This is a genomic window from Sphingomonas palmae, from assembly GCF_900109565.1.
Taxonomy (GTDB): domain Bacteria; phylum Pseudomonadota; class Alphaproteobacteria; order Sphingomonadales; family Sphingomonadaceae; genus Sphingomonas; species Sphingomonas palmae.
In genome coordinates this window covers 19,116-36,973 of record NZ_FNZZ01000008.1, presented here as the reverse complement: position 1 = coordinate 36,973, position 17,858 = coordinate 19,116, and the positions used below count along the sequence as shown (strand labels likewise).

Annotated in this window: 11 protein-coding genes; 7 read left to right on the top strand and 4 right to left on the bottom strand. The window is 64.6% G+C overall.

All coding sequences use genetic code 11. The features are described 5' to 3' along the window. Positions 1-348 precede the first annotated feature (348 nt). On the top strand, positions 349-1,137 hold the full coding sequence (locus BMW51_RS15095; RefSeq protein ID WP_093007943.1) for an FkbM family methyltransferase: 789 nt from the start codon (positions 349-351) through the stop codon (positions 1,135-1,137). Positions 1,138-1,697: 560 nt separating this feature from the next. Here the strand turns inward: BMW51_RS15095 and BMW51_RS15090 are convergent. The 3 genes from BMW51_RS15090 to BMW51_RS15080 all read right to left on the bottom strand — a co-directional run bounded on the left by BMW51_RS15090 (position 1,698) and on the right by BMW51_RS15080 (position 4,290). Continuing rightward, positions 1,698-2,452 (bottom strand): IS5 family transposase gene (locus BMW51_RS15090; RefSeq protein ID WP_093007941.1). Its coding sequence is split into 2 segments (ribosomal slippage): positions 1,698-2,119 and positions 2,119-2,452, totalling 756 coding nucleotides; the frame shifts between segments, so codons are not numbered across the junction. A 256-nt stretch (positions 2,453-2,708) separates the two neighbouring features. Next, a complete protein-coding gene (locus BMW51_RS15085; protein WP_281243252.1) occupies positions 2,709-3,752 on the bottom strand; it encodes a mannose-1-phosphate guanylyltransferase/mannose-6-phosphate isomerase in 1,044 nt (347 codons plus the stop codon). Between the two features lie 85 nt (positions 3,753-3,837). Further along, positions 3,838-4,290 (bottom strand): hypothetical protein, encoded by a 453-nt coding sequence (locus tag BMW51_RS15080; RefSeq protein ID WP_093007939.1) that lies wholly within the window; start codon positions 4,288-4,290, stop codon positions 3,838-3,840. Positions 4,291-4,971: 681 nt separating this feature from the next. Between BMW51_RS15080 and BMW51_RS15075 the strand changes: the two genes are divergently transcribed. The 5 genes from BMW51_RS15075 (at position 4,972) to BMW51_RS15055 (ending at position 14,286) form a co-directional block, all read left to right on the top strand. Then, positions 4,972-5,346 (top strand): hypothetical protein, encoded by a 375-nt coding sequence (locus BMW51_RS15075; RefSeq protein ID WP_177171707.1) that lies wholly within the window; start codon positions 4,972-4,974, stop codon positions 5,344-5,346. 415 nt (positions 5,347-5,761) lie between these two features. Beyond that, positions 5,762-6,142 carry a hypothetical protein gene (locus BMW51_RS15070; RefSeq protein WP_093007935.1) on the top strand — a complete coding sequence of 127 codons (381 nt, stop codon included), beginning with the start codon at positions 5,762-5,764 and terminating at the stop codon, positions 6,140-6,142. 238 nt (positions 6,143-6,380) lie between these two features. Next, positions 6,381-7,514: a DUF2252 family protein gene (locus BMW51_RS15065; RefSeq protein WP_245708575.1), complete on the top strand. Its 1,134-nt coding sequence runs from the start codon at positions 6,381-6,383 to the stop codon at positions 7,512-7,514. Positions 7,515-7,693: 179 nt separating this feature from the next. Next, complete coding sequence (locus BMW51_RS15060; protein WP_143051891.1) at positions 7,694-13,099, top strand: beta strand repeat-containing protein; 5,406 nt, start codon at positions 7,694-7,696, stop codon at positions 13,097-13,099. 62 nt (positions 13,100-13,161) lie between these two features. Next, complete coding sequence (locus BMW51_RS15055; RefSeq protein ID WP_093007929.1) at positions 13,162-14,286, top strand: TIGR03032 family protein; 1,125 nt, start codon at positions 13,162-13,164, stop codon at positions 14,284-14,286. A 30-nt stretch (positions 14,287-14,316) separates the two neighbouring features. Here BMW51_RS15055 and BMW51_RS15050 read toward each other — a convergent pair whose 3' ends face one another. Continuing rightward, the gene (locus tag BMW51_RS15050; RefSeq protein ID WP_093008041.1) at positions 14,317-15,495 is read right to left on the bottom strand and encodes a heparan-alpha-glucosaminide N-acetyltransferase domain-containing protein; all 1,179 of its coding nucleotides are present in this window, start codon (positions 15,493-15,495) and stop codon (positions 14,317-14,319) included. Between the two features lie 192 nt (positions 15,496-15,687). On the opposite strand from BMW51_RS15050, the gene BMW51_RS15045 reads away from it, so the two are divergent. Further along, positions 15,688-17,844, top strand: a complete 2,157-nt coding sequence (locus tag BMW51_RS15045) for a TonB-dependent siderophore receptor (RefSeq protein ID WP_245708574.1) — start codon at positions 15,688-15,690, stop codon at positions 17,842-17,844. Positions 17,845-17,858: the final 14 nt, after the last annotated feature.

Genomic DNA, 17,858 nt, shown 5'->3' with positions numbered 1-17,858 from the left:
CAGGCATTGCAACTGCGCGCCCATCGGGGCGATTCACATCATGCCCTCAAGTAGAGACGCTTGTCTGCAAAGGGCGACAGCCTCCGCCACGCTCCGTCGACAACAGCGCCTCAACGATCTCCCACACCGCATCCAGCAACCAGTTCAATCCGCTCCGATCAACCAACGCTGCCTCCAAATGGCAGCCCTGAATCAACCGCAAATCAATCCGTCAACCTTTGTCCACGTAACCTACCCGAAACTTCCAACGACAGAGAACGCCCGACTTTCGAGCGCGCTATGAACCTCCATAGTTGACTAATCGGCGCATAAATGGGTTAACGGCTACATAAGCGGGAGATACGATTCATGAACGTGGTTTCGGCGGTTCGACGCAGGATTTCACCGCTTCATGGCTTCATGACTGCCGCGGATTATCGCGCAGCCGCCAAGGTAGCACCCTTTTCTCGTGGCCAGACAAGACTTCAAGGCCAGCCTATCGCCTTTTCCGACAACGTCGGATTCTTCCACTCTGTGCGGGAGGTTTTTGGCGACGAAGTATACCGCTTCAAAGCTAAGACTCAGACCCCCTATATCATTGATGCCGGCGCAAACATCGGTTTGAGCGTGCGGTATTTTAAGAATTTGTACCCGCAGGCAAAGATCGTAGCCTTTGAGCCTGATCCAGACATATTTATCCTACTTGAAGAGAACGTAAGAAATCTGGATGGTGTAAGCCTAAAACGAGCTGCCGCTTGGACGGAGAACACCGACCTTACTTTCTATATGGAAGGGTCACTCGCAGGATCAACCCAAATTGATTTCTTGGGATCACAGCGTGAGGTTCGTGTGCCGGCGCTTCGCTTACGATACTTCATTCAAGATGGAATGGTCGATTTCTTGAAAATAGACATCGAGGGTGCTGAGAACTCTGTTCTTTTTGACATCGCTGATCAGTTAGATCGAGTCGATCACCTCTTCTTCGAATACCACAGCTCACCCGGACAGCCTCAACAGCTGGGTGATCTACTAAATCTGGTTGCGAAAGCGGGCTATCGATACGCCATCAATGGCGCTCACTGCGCCGGTCACCCTTTTGTTGAGACCGTGTCCAAAGGCTTCGACACTCAGTTGAATGTCAGCTGCTTTCGTAATTGACGAGAAGCACGCACCGGCGGTCATGCTCGCGCAAGTTGGTGCTGCTGTACACGCCTTTGGCGTGCGGCGCATCGACGAGCATGCTTGCGACTAACAGCTATCACACGCGTCGTTGTCGCAAGTGGACGCCACTCCCGTGCGTACGTGAAGGCAAGCGTGCCTATAAAGCCGATTGGCTGAAGCGCCAACACCGCACCAACTAAGATCGCCCCAAGTTCAATCCACCACATCTTGTGCCCCCAATTACGTGGGCCGGCGAGCCGGGCCGTAGCAAAAGGCACGATGAGGCAGCTCGCGTCGGCGTAGCAGAATATCGCCTCACCGCCTTGCCGATTTTGCTGACGCCTACAGACACCAGATCAGCGCGCAATGATCTTTTTATACTATTTGGTGACTTGCCGTCGTGCAAAGCGACGTTAACTTCCTTACCATGGAGAGCGCAGAGAAGGGGCGATACGCCTTTGTTGGAATGTTTTTTGCATCAGCAGGGTGCCTAGCTTTTTGGGCCACGGTCGCGATGGCGCTGGTGAGCTGAGGAGGCTAGGGTCAGGACTCGTTGATCACAGCCAGAAGATGACGGTGGCAGCGAGGGCGACGGCGGAGAAGAAGGCGGTGGGGCGGTCGTAGCGGGTGGCAACGCGGCGCCAATCCTTGAGGCGGCCGAACATGATCTCGATGCGGCTGCGGCGCCGGTAGCGGCGCTTATCGTATCTGACCGGCTCGTTGCGTGATCGCCGACCCGGGATGCAGGGCTGGATGCCCTTTGCTTGCAGGGCGTCCCTGAACCAGTCGGCGTCATAGCCCCGGTCGCCGAGCAGCCACTGCGCCTTGGGCATATCGTCGAGCAGCGCAGCCGCGCCGGTGTAATCGCTGACCTGCCCGGCCGTCATGAAGAAGCTCAACGGGCGACCGTTCGCATCGGCCAAGGCATGAAGTTTGGTGTTCATGCCTCCTTTGGTCCGACCGATCAGGCGGCCGAGGTTCCCTTTTTTACCCGCAGGCTCGATGCCGTGCGGTGCGCCTTGAGGTAGGTCGCGTCAATCATGACCGTCTTTGGCTCCGCATCGACCGCCGCCAGCCCCTCCATCATACGCGTGAATACGCCTCGCTCGCCCCAGCGCTTCCACCGGTTATACAGGGTCTTGTGAGGGCCATAGGCGCTGGGCGCATCTCGCCAGCGCAGCCCGTTTCGATTGACGAAGACGATGCCGCTCAGCACCCGCCAGTCATCCACACGCGGCTTGCCATGGCTCTTCGGAAAGAACGGCCGCAGCCGCTCGATCTGCTCGTCCGTCAGCCAAAACAGGTCGCTCATCCCCGGCCTCCTCGCGGAGCCTGAATCAGATCGCGACGCTCACATCAATGGGTTCTGACCCTAAGATCTGGTAGTCAGAACCAGACCGGTTCATCTTCAACCCAACCCGCCAGGTGCTGAAACTAAGTACCTAGATCAAAAGATCACAAAACCACAGAAGGAACGCGGAAGTAGATTGGTTAAGACATCAAAAATCACAGGCTGACGGTGCATTCGGCGTGGCTGATGCACTGAGCCGCAGCCACGCCGGGTCGTATTATTTCCGCTTCATCTCTTCCTGCAGCAGCTTGACGTCCTGGCTGCGGCCGCGCGGCAGGATCAGGATGTCGTTGCCACTCGCGACGACGATCAGGTCCTCGACACCCACCATCGCGATCCGGGCGCCATCGCTGCGCACCAGGCAGTTGCGGCTGTCGAGCACGATTGCGTCGCCGTTCACGACATTGCCGTGCTCGTCGTTGTCGGCGATGGCATGAAGTGCGTCCCAGCTGCCGACATCGCTCCAGCCCATCGCGACCGGTACCACCGCGACGCGCTCGGCCTTCTCCATCACCGCATAGTCGATCGAGTCGGATGGCGAGGCCTCGAACGCCGCCTTGTCGGGGTGCACCCGCACACCATCGCGCTGGGCTCCCTCAAGCGACGCCTTGGCTGCTGCGAGGATGTCGGGGCGGAACTGCTCCAGTGCCTTGAGGTATGCGTCGGCGCAGAACAGGAAGATGCCGCCGTTCCAGGCATGGTCGCCGCTCGCGATCATCGCTTCTGCCGCCTCACGCTGTGGCTTCTCGACGAAACGCGCGACCCGGTGGACGCCTGCCACGACCTCGTCACCCACCTTGATGTAGCCGTAGCCCGTTTCGGGTGCGTCTGGCGTGATCCCGAAGGTGACCATCCAGCCATCCTCGACCAGCGGCAGCGCGGCATGGATCGCGGCGTGAAACGCGTCCGGATCGGCGATCACGTGGTCGGACGGCATCACCAGCAGCGGCGCCTTGCCGTTAGCTTCAAGCGCGGCCAGCGCGATCGCGGGCGCGGTGTTGCGGCCGGCGGGCTCCAGGATGATCGCCTGCGGCGAGGCGGTGATCTCGGCCAGTTGCCTCTCGACCTGATCGGCATGCGCCGCATTCGCAACGACAATCGGCGCGGCAAACGCGTCGCCATGCGCGCGGGCCGCAGTCAATTGCAGCATCGTCTCGGCCGCGGTCAGCGCCAGGAACTGCTTGGGTCGCTCCGGCCGCGACATCGGCCACAAACGCGTTCCCGATCCGCCGGACAGGATCACCGGCACGATTGCTGACACTAGCAACTTCTCCCAAACGCGTGCCGCCACCAACACGGCAACACAGCCGTAACGATCCAGCTGTTACAAAGCTATGGCGTCTCGGTCAGGCGAATAGGTCACTAATCGCGCGCGTGCGGAATGCCTTGAGCCAACGACGTCGGCGATGCTCACCCGCATCGTGGCGCATGTGGCAGCGCTGGCACAATGCTGCGAGATTGCGCGCGCGGTTGTCGCCTGGATCGTGGTTCAGATGCGCGCTGGCGAGGACCACGCGCGTGACGCTCAGCATCGCCGGCGCGCCGATCGCCGCGAAGCCCGGCTGCGCGCGCGCCAGTTCGGCCGGACTGCCGAGCGCACACACTGCCCGCCCGCGCCCGTCACGCCAGCGCAAGGCGTCCTCGTCCCACCACATGCCGTCGCCGAGATGCAGCACGTCGCGCCCATGCGGACGCCGACAATGCTCGCATCGCCCTTTCGCGCGCGTGAAGCGGATGAACGCGGACAGTTCGCGCCAATCGATCGGGTATAACCAGCGATGCTCACGCGCGATCGGCATGACGATTCTATGAGGCGGCGCCGAGTAGAACGAAAGCGGAAAACGGACTGATTCAGATAATCAATCAGTAAGCTAAAATGCCGAACACTTCGCTCGATGGTCAACAGGATGTAGCTGTTCGTGCATCGACGCGAGCGGCCATGATGACCTGCTGATCGGCTAAATAGGTCTATTTCGCCGTGCCGCAGAATTACGGTAAGGACAGCTATGAGCGCAATGCATCCGGGAAGGCTGGATGGACACGGACGTTCCGTAAAAGCGGCAGCGACGGGGGTGCGCCGTCAGCTTCGCATCCGAAATATCTTACTCGCAATTGTTGCTCTCGAAGCGACCGCGCTTTTCAGCGTCCAACTTTGCACTGCTTCATAAGCGAGCGAGTTACCGACCAATGGACGTGCGAAGCTGCTGCGTTGCCAACGGCCATCAAACCCTTTGAATGACGAGCAACAGCGGCTTGTCTCCCTAACGGCCTTCTGCAACCATGCCTGCGCGGTTCGGTAAATCCCGGCCGTGGGGCGTCGTAACCCCGACATTCACAAGGTCCGGTCGAGCTATTCGGCCGGGCGGCTGTCACGCATGTCCAAGGCCTGGCCCAAAGGTGGCAGCGCCTTGTCCTTGTGCAGGGTTACGAACGCCCGGCTTTCCAGCCGGGTTTGCCTCCATTCCCAGCAAGGAGGCATCGTGGTGACTGATCTGGAAAACAGAATGCGCGAGTTACTCGCCGATCTACGTGGATGCCGCGAGCACATACCCTTCTCAACCGAACTCGAGAATTTGTTGGTCCTAGCTATGTCAGGGTTTGCTCTGAACCGGCCGTCCAGCATGACCCGATGTCAGGACGCACATGTCGATTTTCTGATCGAGGAAGCCGAGCAGTTCATGTCACTGGTGAGCACGATTACGCTGGAAACCTGTGACGGGTTTTCGGGCCCGCAGCGATCGTCGTTCAGGAAGATCGTTGTCGATTTAAGACGGGATCTGGAGCGGTTCACCAGCGATGCCCTCCTCATTATCGGGGACAAGCAAGAGATACGTCGACGTATTCATGCCGGCTAGGACGATCACGCTCAGCCATCGCATACTGGATCGGCATTTTGCCTCCCTTGTGCGTCCGATCTGCGTCTCTTTTGCATCCCGAGTGCCTCCTCGGTGCATCCTTTTTGCGTCCGATCTGCGTTCGTGCGGCAGTTCACCTGCTGAGCTGCGCTCATCAGGGTAGTTCGAACCCCCTTAAAGCTCGGTCAGCCCGTTTTCGGTCTGTCAGAACTTCATTCTCGACCCTTTAAAAATTGTGATTTTGGGTCGTACACCATACGCACCTTCCGGTGCTGCTAAGGCACTGAAACAATCCGACTTTCTACAACCAGAAATTTGAGCAATGGACCCTGCTAGGACCATGTTTCTCGAGAAGTAGTTGTAATTAGGCATTCTTAAGAACCAATATAGGGTCCATGCTGTAGTCGGAGGTGCAATGGCTCTGTCAGACTCAATCAAGGTCCGTTTGAGAGAGGGCCAAGCGCTGGTTTACGCTGCCGAGGCGGAGGGCAAGGGCGTTGGCATGGCGACCGTTATTCGTGAGCGTTTGGAGCGCGCCGACAAGGCGGATGAGGAGCTTGCCAGCATCCGTGCTTCGTTGATCGAGCTTGGGGACGACGTCGAGAGATTAAGTCGCCTCGTGGCCGATCGACCGGTTGAGGTGCCTGGCAGAGCGCAGGGTGACGATCAGCCCAGCGCCGTGCATCTTGAAATGTTGTTGCTGTTGCGCGGGCTGGTGTCGCCACAGACCCTGCGGATGGTGACTGCGGAAGTTGAGCGGCAAGGCTTGGTCCCTTGGGGACGCAGCGTGCGCTGATCACCTAGTTGCGGACTGGTGGAGCCGTGACGATGCAAACCATGCGACCGGTAGCGTGGGATAGACGACGATCTCAGCCATCCCCACCAACGACCGCTAGCTCCACATCAGGCCATTCCGAAACAAACTGATACAAGCCGGTCGGGCGCGCGTTGATGCACCTCAAGAGGTGACATTGATGCCCATGCCGAGCCGTTCCGACCGACACATCATTCTCGAACACAATCGTACCCGCAAGATGGCCCGCTCCGCCCACGCTTACGTGCGGGGCAATACGGCGAAGTTCTACGAGTGGCTGGATGCGTCACCAGTCGCGGCGCGTGTGCCGCAGGGCCCTGCAATCTGGATCTGCGGCGACGCGCATCTCGGCAATCTCGGCCCGCTCGCGGCGGGTGACGGACGCGTCGAGATCCAGATCCGCGACCTCGATCAGGCGGTGATCGGCAACCCCGCGCACGACATGATTCGCCTGGGGCTTTCGCTCGCGACTGCGGCGCGCGGGTCCGACCTGCCGGGCGTCACGACCGCGCGGATGATCGAGGAGATGGTGGAGGGCTATGCCGCTGCGATCGCCGATCCGGTCAGCGGTGACGCGGGTGTCGAGCCCGAGGTGGTGCGCAGCGTCAAGCGCACCGCGGTCAAGCGGCGCTGGAAGCATCTGGCCAAGGAGCGGCTGGAGGCGGTCGACCCCAAGCTGCCGCTGGGCAAGAAGTTCTGGGCGCTCGCGGCCGACGAGCGCGACGCGCTCGAACACGTGTTCGCCGAGCCGGCGGTATGCGACCTGATCCTGTCGCTCGACCCGAAGAACAAGCGTCGCCGCGTCCGCTTCGTCGATGCGGCATATTGGATGAAGGGGTGCAGCTCGCTCGGGCTCCTGCGCTACGCGGTGATCGTCGCGCTCGACCATACCAGGCGCCGCTCCAACTATGCGCTGATCGACCTGAAGGAAGCGGTCGAGCCGATCGCGCCGATCGTCGACCGCGCGGCGATGCCGGCGGACCATGCCGAGCGGGTGACGGCTGCTGCGCGCGCGATGTCGCCGCATCTGGGCGCGCGCATGCTGCCGGTGCGAATGCAGGGGCGCTCGCTGTTCATTCGCGAACTCGCCCCGCAGGATCTGAAGCTGGAAGTCGACCAGTTCAGCCACGGCGAGGCAATCAAGGCTGCGCGCTACCTCGCGTTCGTGATCGGCAAGGCGCACGGTCGCCAGCTGGACGCGAACGCGCGGGCGGAGTGGCTGGGCGTGCTGGAGGCCGATCGCCGCGGGCAGATCGATGCGCCGTCGTGGTTGTGGGAGAGCGTGGTGTCGCTCGCGGGTAGCCACGAGGCCGGCTACCTCGAACATTGCCGTCGCTACGCGCTCGCCGCCTGAACGGAGACGCGGCAATTTGACGGCAGCGGCGCTCCCAATTGTACGGTGATGCTTAAAATGGCCGCATGTGTAAGAAATGTTACACTCCGACAATGTAAGCATGGTTGACCCAATTGACGCGGTCGTTAGACCCCCATCCAAATAGGTAAAACCGGGGGGTCATTATGGTTGGTGTGTCGATGCGGACGGGCGAGGTGTCGCTGTCGTCTACGCGGCGGGTTCGCAAGCTGCTGCTTTCCACCGCGGTCACCAGCCTTGCCGCCGGACTGCTCGCTCCCGGTGTCGCGCACGCGGCCGACGAGTGCGGGCGCGCGCAGCAGGGCAATGTCACCTGCACCCCGACCGGCAACCCGTTCCCGAACGGTATCGAGTACACGACGCCCGCGGCCGACCCGACGCGAGATCCGGGCCTAGACCCGACCGCACCGGTGTTCGACCTGACCGTCAACCTCGATTCCGGCGTGGCGATCCGGCGCGCCAATGGTGCTGGCGTCGCGCTGATCGGGTTCAACGACGGCAGCGTCACGCTCAACTCGGCCACTGGCACCAGCATCGGCGTGACCGGGACGGGATCGACCGGCGTGCTCGCCAGCACCAATCTGGGCGACATCACGATCAACACGCAGAGCCTGACCGCGACCGGCCGGGCGAGCGGTGGCATCAACGCCAATTCCTACGCAGGCGACATCACGATCAACGCGGGCAGCATCGCAGTGACGGGGAACGGCACGCTGGGGATCAGCGCCAATTCCTACGCCGGTGACGTGACGATCAACGCGGGGACGGTCGACGCCATCGGTTTCTACACCGGTGGCATCAACGCTTATGTCGGGCAGGGTGCGCTGAACGTCGCGGTCGACCGCGTGACGACGAGCGGGGGCAGCTTCTATAATTACGGCTCCAACGCGCTCGACCTGACCGCAGTAGGCGGCACGATCACGGTTGATGCGGGCGAGGTGTCGACCGCGGCCGATTACTCGACCGGTCTGCGCGCAGTGTCGTTCGGCACGACGGGCGCGGTCGATGCGACCGTCGATACGATCGCGACCAGCGGCTATGCCTCCTTCGGCGCGCAGGTGCAGGGTGGAACCGCGACGCTCAACGTCGGCAACATCGCGACGACCGGCGACTACGGCTACGGCGCGATCATGTTCGGCACCGGTGCGGGCGGTGCGACGCTGAATGCGGGCACGATCACCACCACCGGGCAGGATGCGACGGCTGCGCTCGTTCGTGCGTACGGTGACGGTTCGGCGAGCGTGACTGCCGGCACGATCGCGACGAGCGGCGACAATGCCACCGGCATCTCGACCGGCGCATTCGGCACCGGCAACGTGACCGTCAACGCAAGCACGATCACGACGACCGGTGCGGGCTCGGACGGTGTGTTCGCGACCGCCAACGCCGGCAATGTCGACATCAACGTCGGCGACGTGTCGACCGCGGGCGACAATGCCTTTGGCGTCATCGGCGTGTCGAACGGCGGAAACGTGTCAATCGCGTCGACCGGCACGGTGACGACGACGGGCGATTACGCGACCGGTGTCTACGCGCTCGCGAACGGGGCAGGCAACGCGAGCGTCACGGTCAACAACGTGTCGACAGACGGCTTCCTGTCGAACGCGGTCGTCGCGGTCGGCAGCTCGGCCGACGTCACCGTCAACGGCACGGTCAGCACCAACGACTTCGGCTCCACCGCAGTGCGCGCGCTGGCGTATGACGGCGCCGCGACGATCGTGAACAACGGCGCGATCAACACCGCGACCGGCGGCGGCAACGGGATCGTCGCGTACGGCAGCGACGGGGTGACGATCAGCGGGTCGGGCACGATCGCGACCAATGGCCCTTCGGCGAGCGGCATCCTGGCCTATGCCAATGAAGGCGCGATCAACGTGTCGGCCAATTCGGTCACGACGGTGGGCAATTACTCGCGCGGGATCGCCGCACAGGGTTCGGGCGACGTCACGCTCAACCTCGGCAACGTCACTACGAACGGCCAGGTCGCGAGCGCGATCGAGGTGGCGACGTTCCAAAACGGCACCGGCCCGCTCCCCGCCGACCTGAACGTGACGGTTGGCTCGGTCGTGGTGAACGGCGACTATTCGGTCGGCATCAACGCCTTCTCGAGCAACGACGGCGTCGTCAACATCAACGCCAGCAGTGTCGTCAACAACGGCACGAACGGTATCGGCATCCTGTCCGCCAGCTACACCGCCGATACGACGATCAACGTCGGTTCGGTCAGCACCACCGGCACCGGCGACGCGTACACCAGCCCGACCGCGATCAGCGTGACGAGCAATACCGGCAACATCGCGGTCAACGCGACCGGCCTCGTCTCGACACAGGGTCTGGGCGGCGTCGGCGTGCTCGCGGTGACGGGCGGCGACGTGGCGATCAACGTCAACAACGTGTCGACACAGGGCGACAACGCACCCGCAGTCGCGGCGCTCGGCAGCAACGTCAGCGTCACCGCCACGGGCAATGTGTCGACGGCCGGGTTCGCCTCGCCCGGCATCTACGCGTTCGGCGTGAACGGCAGTGCCGCGGTTGCCAACAGCGGCACGATCACGACGACGGGCGCGAACAGCGGCGGGATTATCGCGATCGGCTACGGCGACGTGAGCGTATCGGGCAGCGGTTCGGTCAAGTCGACCGGCGTCGGCGTCGACGCCTATAGCTACACCGGCAATATCTCGGTTGGGCAGGGGGCGATCGTGACCACGGGCGACGGCGCGGACGGTATTCGTGCCGCCACGCTGAACGGGCTCGGCACCGCCGGCAATATCGCGATCAACATCGGTACGATCACGACCAGCGGGAACGCGGCTGACGGGATCGACGCGCGGGCGCTGGGCGGCGGGACGATCAACATCACGCACGGCGCGATCAGCACGAGCGGCGCGGGCTCGTTCGGCGTTTCGGCGCTGGGCCTCGACGACATTTCGGTCAGCGGCGGGTCGATCACCACAACCGGCGAGAACGCGGCGGGCGTCTACGCGGTCAGCTTCTTCGGCAATGCGTCGGTCGCGAACACCGGCACGATCACGACCGCGGGCGAATATTCGCCCGGCGCGCTGGCGGCCTCTTATGGCGGCAATGCGACCGTCAACGTGAATGCGGTATCGACCAAGGGTTATTCGTCCGACGGCGCATTCGCGATCGCGTTCTACGGCGATGCCGCTGCCACCGTGAACACGGTCAGCACCGCGGGCGACAATTCGATCGGCGTGCGTGTGCAGGCGTATAATGACGCGAGCGCGACCGTGAACCGGTCGGTTTCGACCAGCGGCGCGTACAGCGACGCGGTAGCCGTGACCTCGCTCTACGGCACCGCCAGCGTCGTCAACAATGGCGCGATCACGACCAGCGGGATCGAGGCCAACGGCATCGACGCGAACAGCAGCTACGGCGGGATCGCGATCAGCGGCACCGGGACCGTGTCGACCAGCGGCGATTTCTCCACCGCGATCGCCGCACGCGCGATCTCGGCACCGATTACGATCAGCACGGGCGCGATCACGACCACGGGTGCGGGCTCGGCCGGGATCGACGCTTATGGTGGCGGCGGTGTCACGATCAACGCGACCAACGTGACGACCAGCGGGCGAGACGCGCAGGGGATCGCGGCCGGGGGCGGCGGGACGGTGACCGTCAACGTCAACCAGCTGCGCACCAGCGGCAGCGACGCCAACGGCATCAACGCGGCGAGCTTCGGCGGTGACGTGATCATCAACGCAGGGTCGGTGCGCGTGTCGGGCGCGAACAGCACCGCGATCCGCGCGCTGGGCTTCGGTGGCGGCGTCGACGTGCGCACGACAGGCGCGGTTGTGTCGGACAGCGGCGTCGGTATCCGCATGCTGGCGGGCGGTGTCGGTGGTGGCGGCAACATCGGGCTGGGCAACCCCGCGCTCGACGGCATCGCACGCCTGACTGTCGCGCAAGGTAGCTCGGTTTCGGGTGGCACCGACGCGGTGGTGATCGAGTCAGTGCGCGGCGCGGTCGTCAACAATGCGGGCACGATCACCGGCGGGACGGGCTACGCGCTGCGCGTGACTGGCGCCGCGGCGACGATCACCAACACCGGCGACCTGAACGGCCGCCTGCTATTGACGGATGGCAACGACACGCTGACCAACAGCGGTCGACTGACGCTCGCCGGCATCAGCGATTTCGGCGCGGGCACCGACACGCTGACCAACAGTGGCACGATTCGCCTGGCGCGTGCGACGACGCCGCAGTCGGCGTCGGTGACCAACCTGGAGACGCTCAACAACAGCGGCACGATCGATCTGCGCAACGGCGTCGCGGGCGACCGGCTGACCTTTGCCAACACCGCCTACACCGGCAGCGGCAATGCGACGCTGGGGCTCGACGTGGCGTTCGGCACCAACACCGCGACCGCCGACCAGCTGATCGTCGGATCGGCGAGCGGCAGCACCGCGATCACGCTCAACACCATCGGCACGCCTACGCTGTTCGCGCCGGTGACGTTGGTCGACGTCGCGACGGGGTCGAACCCGCAGGCGTTCTCGCTGACGGGCGGCGTCAACGACAGCGGGCTGGTCGCCTACGGTCTCAACTACGCCACGGACACGAGCGCGTACCAGCTGGTCAGCGCACCCGGTACCGCGGTCTATCGTCAGGCACAGCTGGGCGAGGTGCTGACGACGCTCTGGAACCGCTCGGCCGACGCGGTGAGCGCGCGCTTCGCGGCGAACCGCGACACCGCGAGCGCGATCGAAGCGGCGGGTGGCTCGGGCCGCCTGTGGCTGCAGGCGCTGGGCGAGGTGAACACGCGCAAGGATCGTCGCGACTTCAACCTGGGCGCGCTGTCGCAGTCGAACGTCAACCTCGGCTACAAGCAGGATGCGTTCGGGATGCAGGTCGGGCTCGACCTGGTCGATCGCTCAGCCTCGGGTGGCGCGATCGCAGGTCTGACCGCGGGTTACCTCAACTCGACCACGCGCTTCTCGGCCGGACTGGGCGACCGGTTCGACGTCGACGCGTTCAACGTCGGTGTCTACGCAGGCGTTCGTGGTGGTCCGCTCTTCGTCAACGGTTTGGCGAAGTACGACTTTTACAACGTTAATCGCCGCAGCTACATCGCCGGGCTGAGCAACGACGACAATGCGCATGCCTGGGGCGGCAAGCTCGAGGCGGGGCTGCGGTTCGGCTCGACCGGCTTCTTCGCCGAGCCGCTGGTCAGCGTGGCGTACAGCCGTACCTCGCTCGACGACTTCGCGGTGGGGCCGAACAGCTTCGACTATGATCGCTTCGAGGGGCTGCGTGGCAAGGCCGGGCTGCGCGTCGGTGGTCAGACCGAGATGAGCGGCTCGACGCTCGCCTTCTACGCCGCGGGCGCGGCGGTGAAGGAGTTCGAGGGCCGCGACGGGCTGCGCTTCACCAGCGGCGGGCAGACCGTCACCGTGACGGGCGACCGGTTGAACACCTTCGGCCAGGGCACGCTGGGCGTGAACGTCACGATGCCGAGTGGCATCAGCGGCTTCATCGAGGGCCACGGCGAGTTCGGAAAGGAATATCGCGGTGGCGGTGGTCGCGTGGGGCTGCGCGTCCGCTTCTGATCGGTCTATCACACGCCTGCTGCCTGTCCGGGCGGCGGGCGTGATACTGCGAAGGTTGTTTCATGACGGATCAGGGAGCCGAACCGACGGCGGGCAGCGCGGCTGAGGGTGCGGCGCCGACTGCGGGTGCGGTCGCGGCTGCGGTGCAGACGGGGACGCAGCTGACCGTCTCGCGCGGAATGGCGGACTGGCTGCGGCGCCATCACACCAGCTTCGCCTTCACTTCCTACCAGACCGGTCAATTGTTCCTGGTCGGGCTGCTGGCGAACGGCACCGTGTCGTTCAACCAGCAGAATTTCGTCCGCGCGATGGGGCTCTGCTACCAGCCCGGGCGGCTCTATCTCGGCGCCTTGTCGCAGGTGTGGCGGCTGGAGAACATGCTGCGCCCGGGTGAGCGCGCCAACGGGCAGTTCGACCTCGCGCTCGTGCCCCGCAACGCGCAGACGGTCGGCGACGTCGACATCCACGAGGTCGGCACCGATGCTGACGGTCGCGTCATCTTCGTCAACACGAAGTACAGCTGCCTCGCGACGCTCGACCTCGTCCACAGCTTTCGCCCGATCTGGAAACCGCCGTTTATCTCGCGACTGGCGCCCGAGGATCGCTGCCACCTGAACGGCGTCGCGTTCGATGGAGGCAAGCCGCGCTACGTCACGGCGGTCAGCCGTAGCGATATCGTCACCGGGTGGCGCGAGCGCCGGCACGAGGGGGGCGTGCTGGTCGATGTCGAGACCGGGCGCATCGTCACCGACCAATTGTCGATGCCGCACAGTCCGCGGCTGCACGACGGTAGCGCCTATGTGCTCGATTCAGGGCGCGGCGAGATCGTTCGCGTCGATCTGGAAAGCGGCGAGAAGACGACGATCGCCTTCTGCCCCGGCTTCCTGCGCGGCATGTCGATCCACAACGGTCACGCGCTCGTGACCGTCTCCAAGCCGCGCAACGGCACCTTTGCCGGCCTCGCGCTCGACGACGCGCTGCGTGGCCGCGACGCGGAGCCGTGGTGCGGCGTGCTGGTGGTCGACCTGGCGAGCGGCGACATCGTCGAGTGGCTGAAGCTCGAAGGCTTCATCACCGAATTGTTCGACGTCGCAGTGATGCCCGGCGTGACCTGCCCGATGGCGATCGGACCCGACACCGCGGAGATCCGTTCAACCATCACCTTCGACCCGCTGCTGCAGCAGTGACGATCGGGGCGGGCGAGCGACCCGCCCCGGCTACAGGTATTTGAGCCAGGCGATGTCGCGCCGGCGTGCCTTCAGGCGCGCGAACCACGTGGTCGGCAGGTACAGCGGCACGATCAGCGCGGCGTACCAGGCGAGCACCCAGCCGTAATTGCTCACGCCGAAGGTCGCGCCGTGCGTCGCGCCCCACATGGCGAACGCCGAATGGTAGAGCAGTCGCAGCATGGTGAGGTGGAACAGGTAGAAGAACATCGGCGCCCCGCCGAACACCGCCAGCGCGGCGGTCAGCTTCGCCTCGTTCAACCGCTCGAACATCGCGAGCAGCAGCGCGCCGCAGCCGAGCGTCAGCAGCAGGAACAGCAGTGAGGGAGGATATTTGGTCAGCGCAAAGAAGCTCATCGCGGTACGCATCGCGCTGTCGGGCACGACGAACCACGGCGCATCGCCGTAGCCGTTGAGCAATCGCAGCAGCACGAACGCCGCCAGCATCGCGCACCCGCCGACCACCAGCCGCTGTACGCGCACGCGCGCGGGTACTTCGCCCAGGAACCACGGGCCGATCCCCCAGCCAACCAGGATCACACCGATCCAGGCGAGTACCGGATAGGACGTCTTGGCGACCAGCCCGAACGGCAGTGCGATCACGTCGCGCTGGTGGAGCAGCGCCCAGGGCACGAAGAACGCGTCGCCGCTACGCAGCTGCACCACGTCGAGCAGGTTATGCCCGCAGACGATCACCAGTCCCGCGGCCAGCAGCACCCGCCGTGGCAGACCGATCGCCGCGGCGAGCGCGATCATGCACACGCCAATGCACCAGATGACCTGCAGCCACAGCGTCGGCGAGGCGATGCCCCAGTAGAGTTCCGACAGGTAGAACACCTCCAGCGCCATCAGCACCAGCCCGCGCTTGACCAGAAAGGCGCGTGTCTCCGCCCGCGTGTGGCGGGTGCTGAACAGGAACGCCGATATGCCGGTCAGGATGACGAACACCGGCGCACACAGGCTCGCCGCCAGCCGCGCGAGATAGAGCGCGGGCAGCGCCACGCGCGCGTCGATCGGATCGGGCATGGGGACGTGCAGGAACCAAGTCTCGCGCAGGTGATCGAGCAGCATCAGCACCATGACCAGCCCGCGCAGCGCGTCGATGCTGCGCAACCGCGTGCGCGCGACCGGCGAGGAGCGCGGGGGATGCGTCGGAGCGGCTGCGGTCATGGGCATTGCCGGCAGCGTGGCGGTGGTCACTATCGGGTCCTTCTGGGCTTTGTTCACGCATCGCGGAAGCGTTACGAGGCGAGCGGCGCACACCGCCAGTTCGTCTGTGATTGACGCCTGATCCTGTTGACCTGTGCACCGCGACAACGCAAGAGCACATGATACAACATATCATAACTAATCGGGGCGAAGTTGGTCATCACACGTATTCGTACAACGCGGCGCGCCCCGGCTCGCCGTGGTTCAGTCCTGCGCAGTTCGGTCCGGCAATGCGCGATTGCGTCGCGACCGCTCCTGATCGTCGCGGCACTCAGCACGATCGCCGCACCCGCCGCGGCACAGGTCGAGGAGGAGGCGAGCCGCGAGGAGATTGTCGTGCTCGGCACGCGCCGCTCGCGCGACGCGACGCTCTCGTCCGATCGCGCGACCGAGCGGATGTCGCAGTCGAGCCGCTCGATCGAGCAGGATCTGCTGCGCGCGGCCGGCACCTATCGCCTCGGCGATGCGCTTGAGCTCGTCAGCGGCAGCAGCCAGCAGAACAATCGCGGCGGGTTCGCGGACAATTTCGCGATCCGCGGCTTCCTCAGCACCGCCGATGGCGGCGGGGAATATTACGTCGACGGCTTCAGCGCCAATCGCGGCAGCGCCCCTGCGCGCGATCCCGCCACGATCGAGCGAATCGAGGTGCTGAAAGGCCCGGCAGGCGCGGTGTTCGGCGACATCGACCCCGCCGGTCGCGTCAACATGGTGACCAAGACCCCGCGCTTTACCCCGCAAGCGTCGGCGCGGCTCAGCTACGGTTCGTTCGACACCCGCCGTCTCGAACTCGACGCGACCGGCTCTCTCACCGATACGCTCGCCGCGCGCATCGTCGTCGCGGTGGAGGACAGCGACGGCTACCGCGATTTCGTGACCCTCAAGCGGCGCACGGTCGCGCCGTCGCTCACCTATCGGCCATCCGATGCGGTGCAGCTGACCTATGTCGCGCAACTGATCCGCTACGCCTCGCCCTTCGATCGCGGCGTGATCGCGGTGAACGGCGACGCGCTTGCACTGCCCGCCTCGCGCTTCCTGGGCGAGCCGAACAATGGCGACACGATCGCGCGCGACACGCGGCACCAGCTGACCGGCGAGGCGCGGCTGGGGGAGGGCTGGTCGCTGGTCGGCGGGGCGGCGTATCGCAGCGGATCATTGCGCGGTTTCTCGGCCGATCAATCGCGGCTGGTCGGCGATCGCACGCTCTGGCGACAGCGTCGCGAGCGCGGTTACGAGGTCGAGGATCTGGCCGCCCGGCTGGAGCTACGTGGCGAAGTGGCGGCGCTCGGCATGCATCGCCCGAGCGTCGGAGTGAAGGGCTATACGCTCGACTACCTCGAGCTGCTGCGCCGGCGTAATCCGGCCGACCCGGCGCGCGGCGGGCTGCCCTACGCGATCGACATCTACGATCCCGTCTACGGCGTCGCTGAGGCCGCGCCACTGCTGCCCAGCATCGACCAGCGCGAGAAGCGCCGCGCGGTGACGCTCTACGCGCAGGATCTGTGGAATGTGGGAAACGGCATCTCGCTGGTGGGCGGTGCGCGCTACGATCACGTCGACCAGAAGCTGCGCCGGAACCTGACGGGTGCGACCTCGCAGCGGATCAGCCAGCCGGTCACGTTCCGGCTGGGCGCGCGCTACCAAATCGATCGCGCGGTTGCGGTGCACGCGAATTGGGGCGAGTCGACGCTGCTCAACTCGGGCAGCGGCGCGGACGGCGCGGCGTTCGCGCCAGAGCGCGGGCAGGGCTATGAAGTCGGCGTCAGCGGACGCTGGGCAGGGCTCGATGTCGGCGCGACCTGGTTCGACATCCGCAAGTCGAACGTGCTCACCACCGATCCGCGCGACGTCAATTTCCTGGCGCCGGTCGGTACGCTGCGCAGCCGCGGCGTCGAGTTCGACGCGACGCTACGGCTCGGTCGCCACTGGCAGGCGGTGGCCAATTACGCCTGGACCCGCGCGCGCTACGACGACGACACGTTCCCGACGCCGCGCGCGCTCAACGTGCCCGATCACTCGGGTTCGGTCTTCGTCGCCTACACTCAAGAAACCGAGCGGGGCACGTGGCGGATGAGCGCGGGGGCGACCTATGTCGGCGAGCGATCGGGCGCGACCGACACCAGTGGTCTGGTCCTACCCGCCTATACCAAGGTGAAAGCCGCTGCGGAGGCGCCGCTGACCCCTTGGTCGACTATCCGGCTGGAGGCTGACAATCTGCTGAACGAACGCTACGCGCTCAGTTCGTACAACAGCTACTGGATCTACCCCGGCGCACCGCGCACGGTGCGTCTGTCGCTCAACGCCGCATTGTGAGGGAGGGGGCGGAT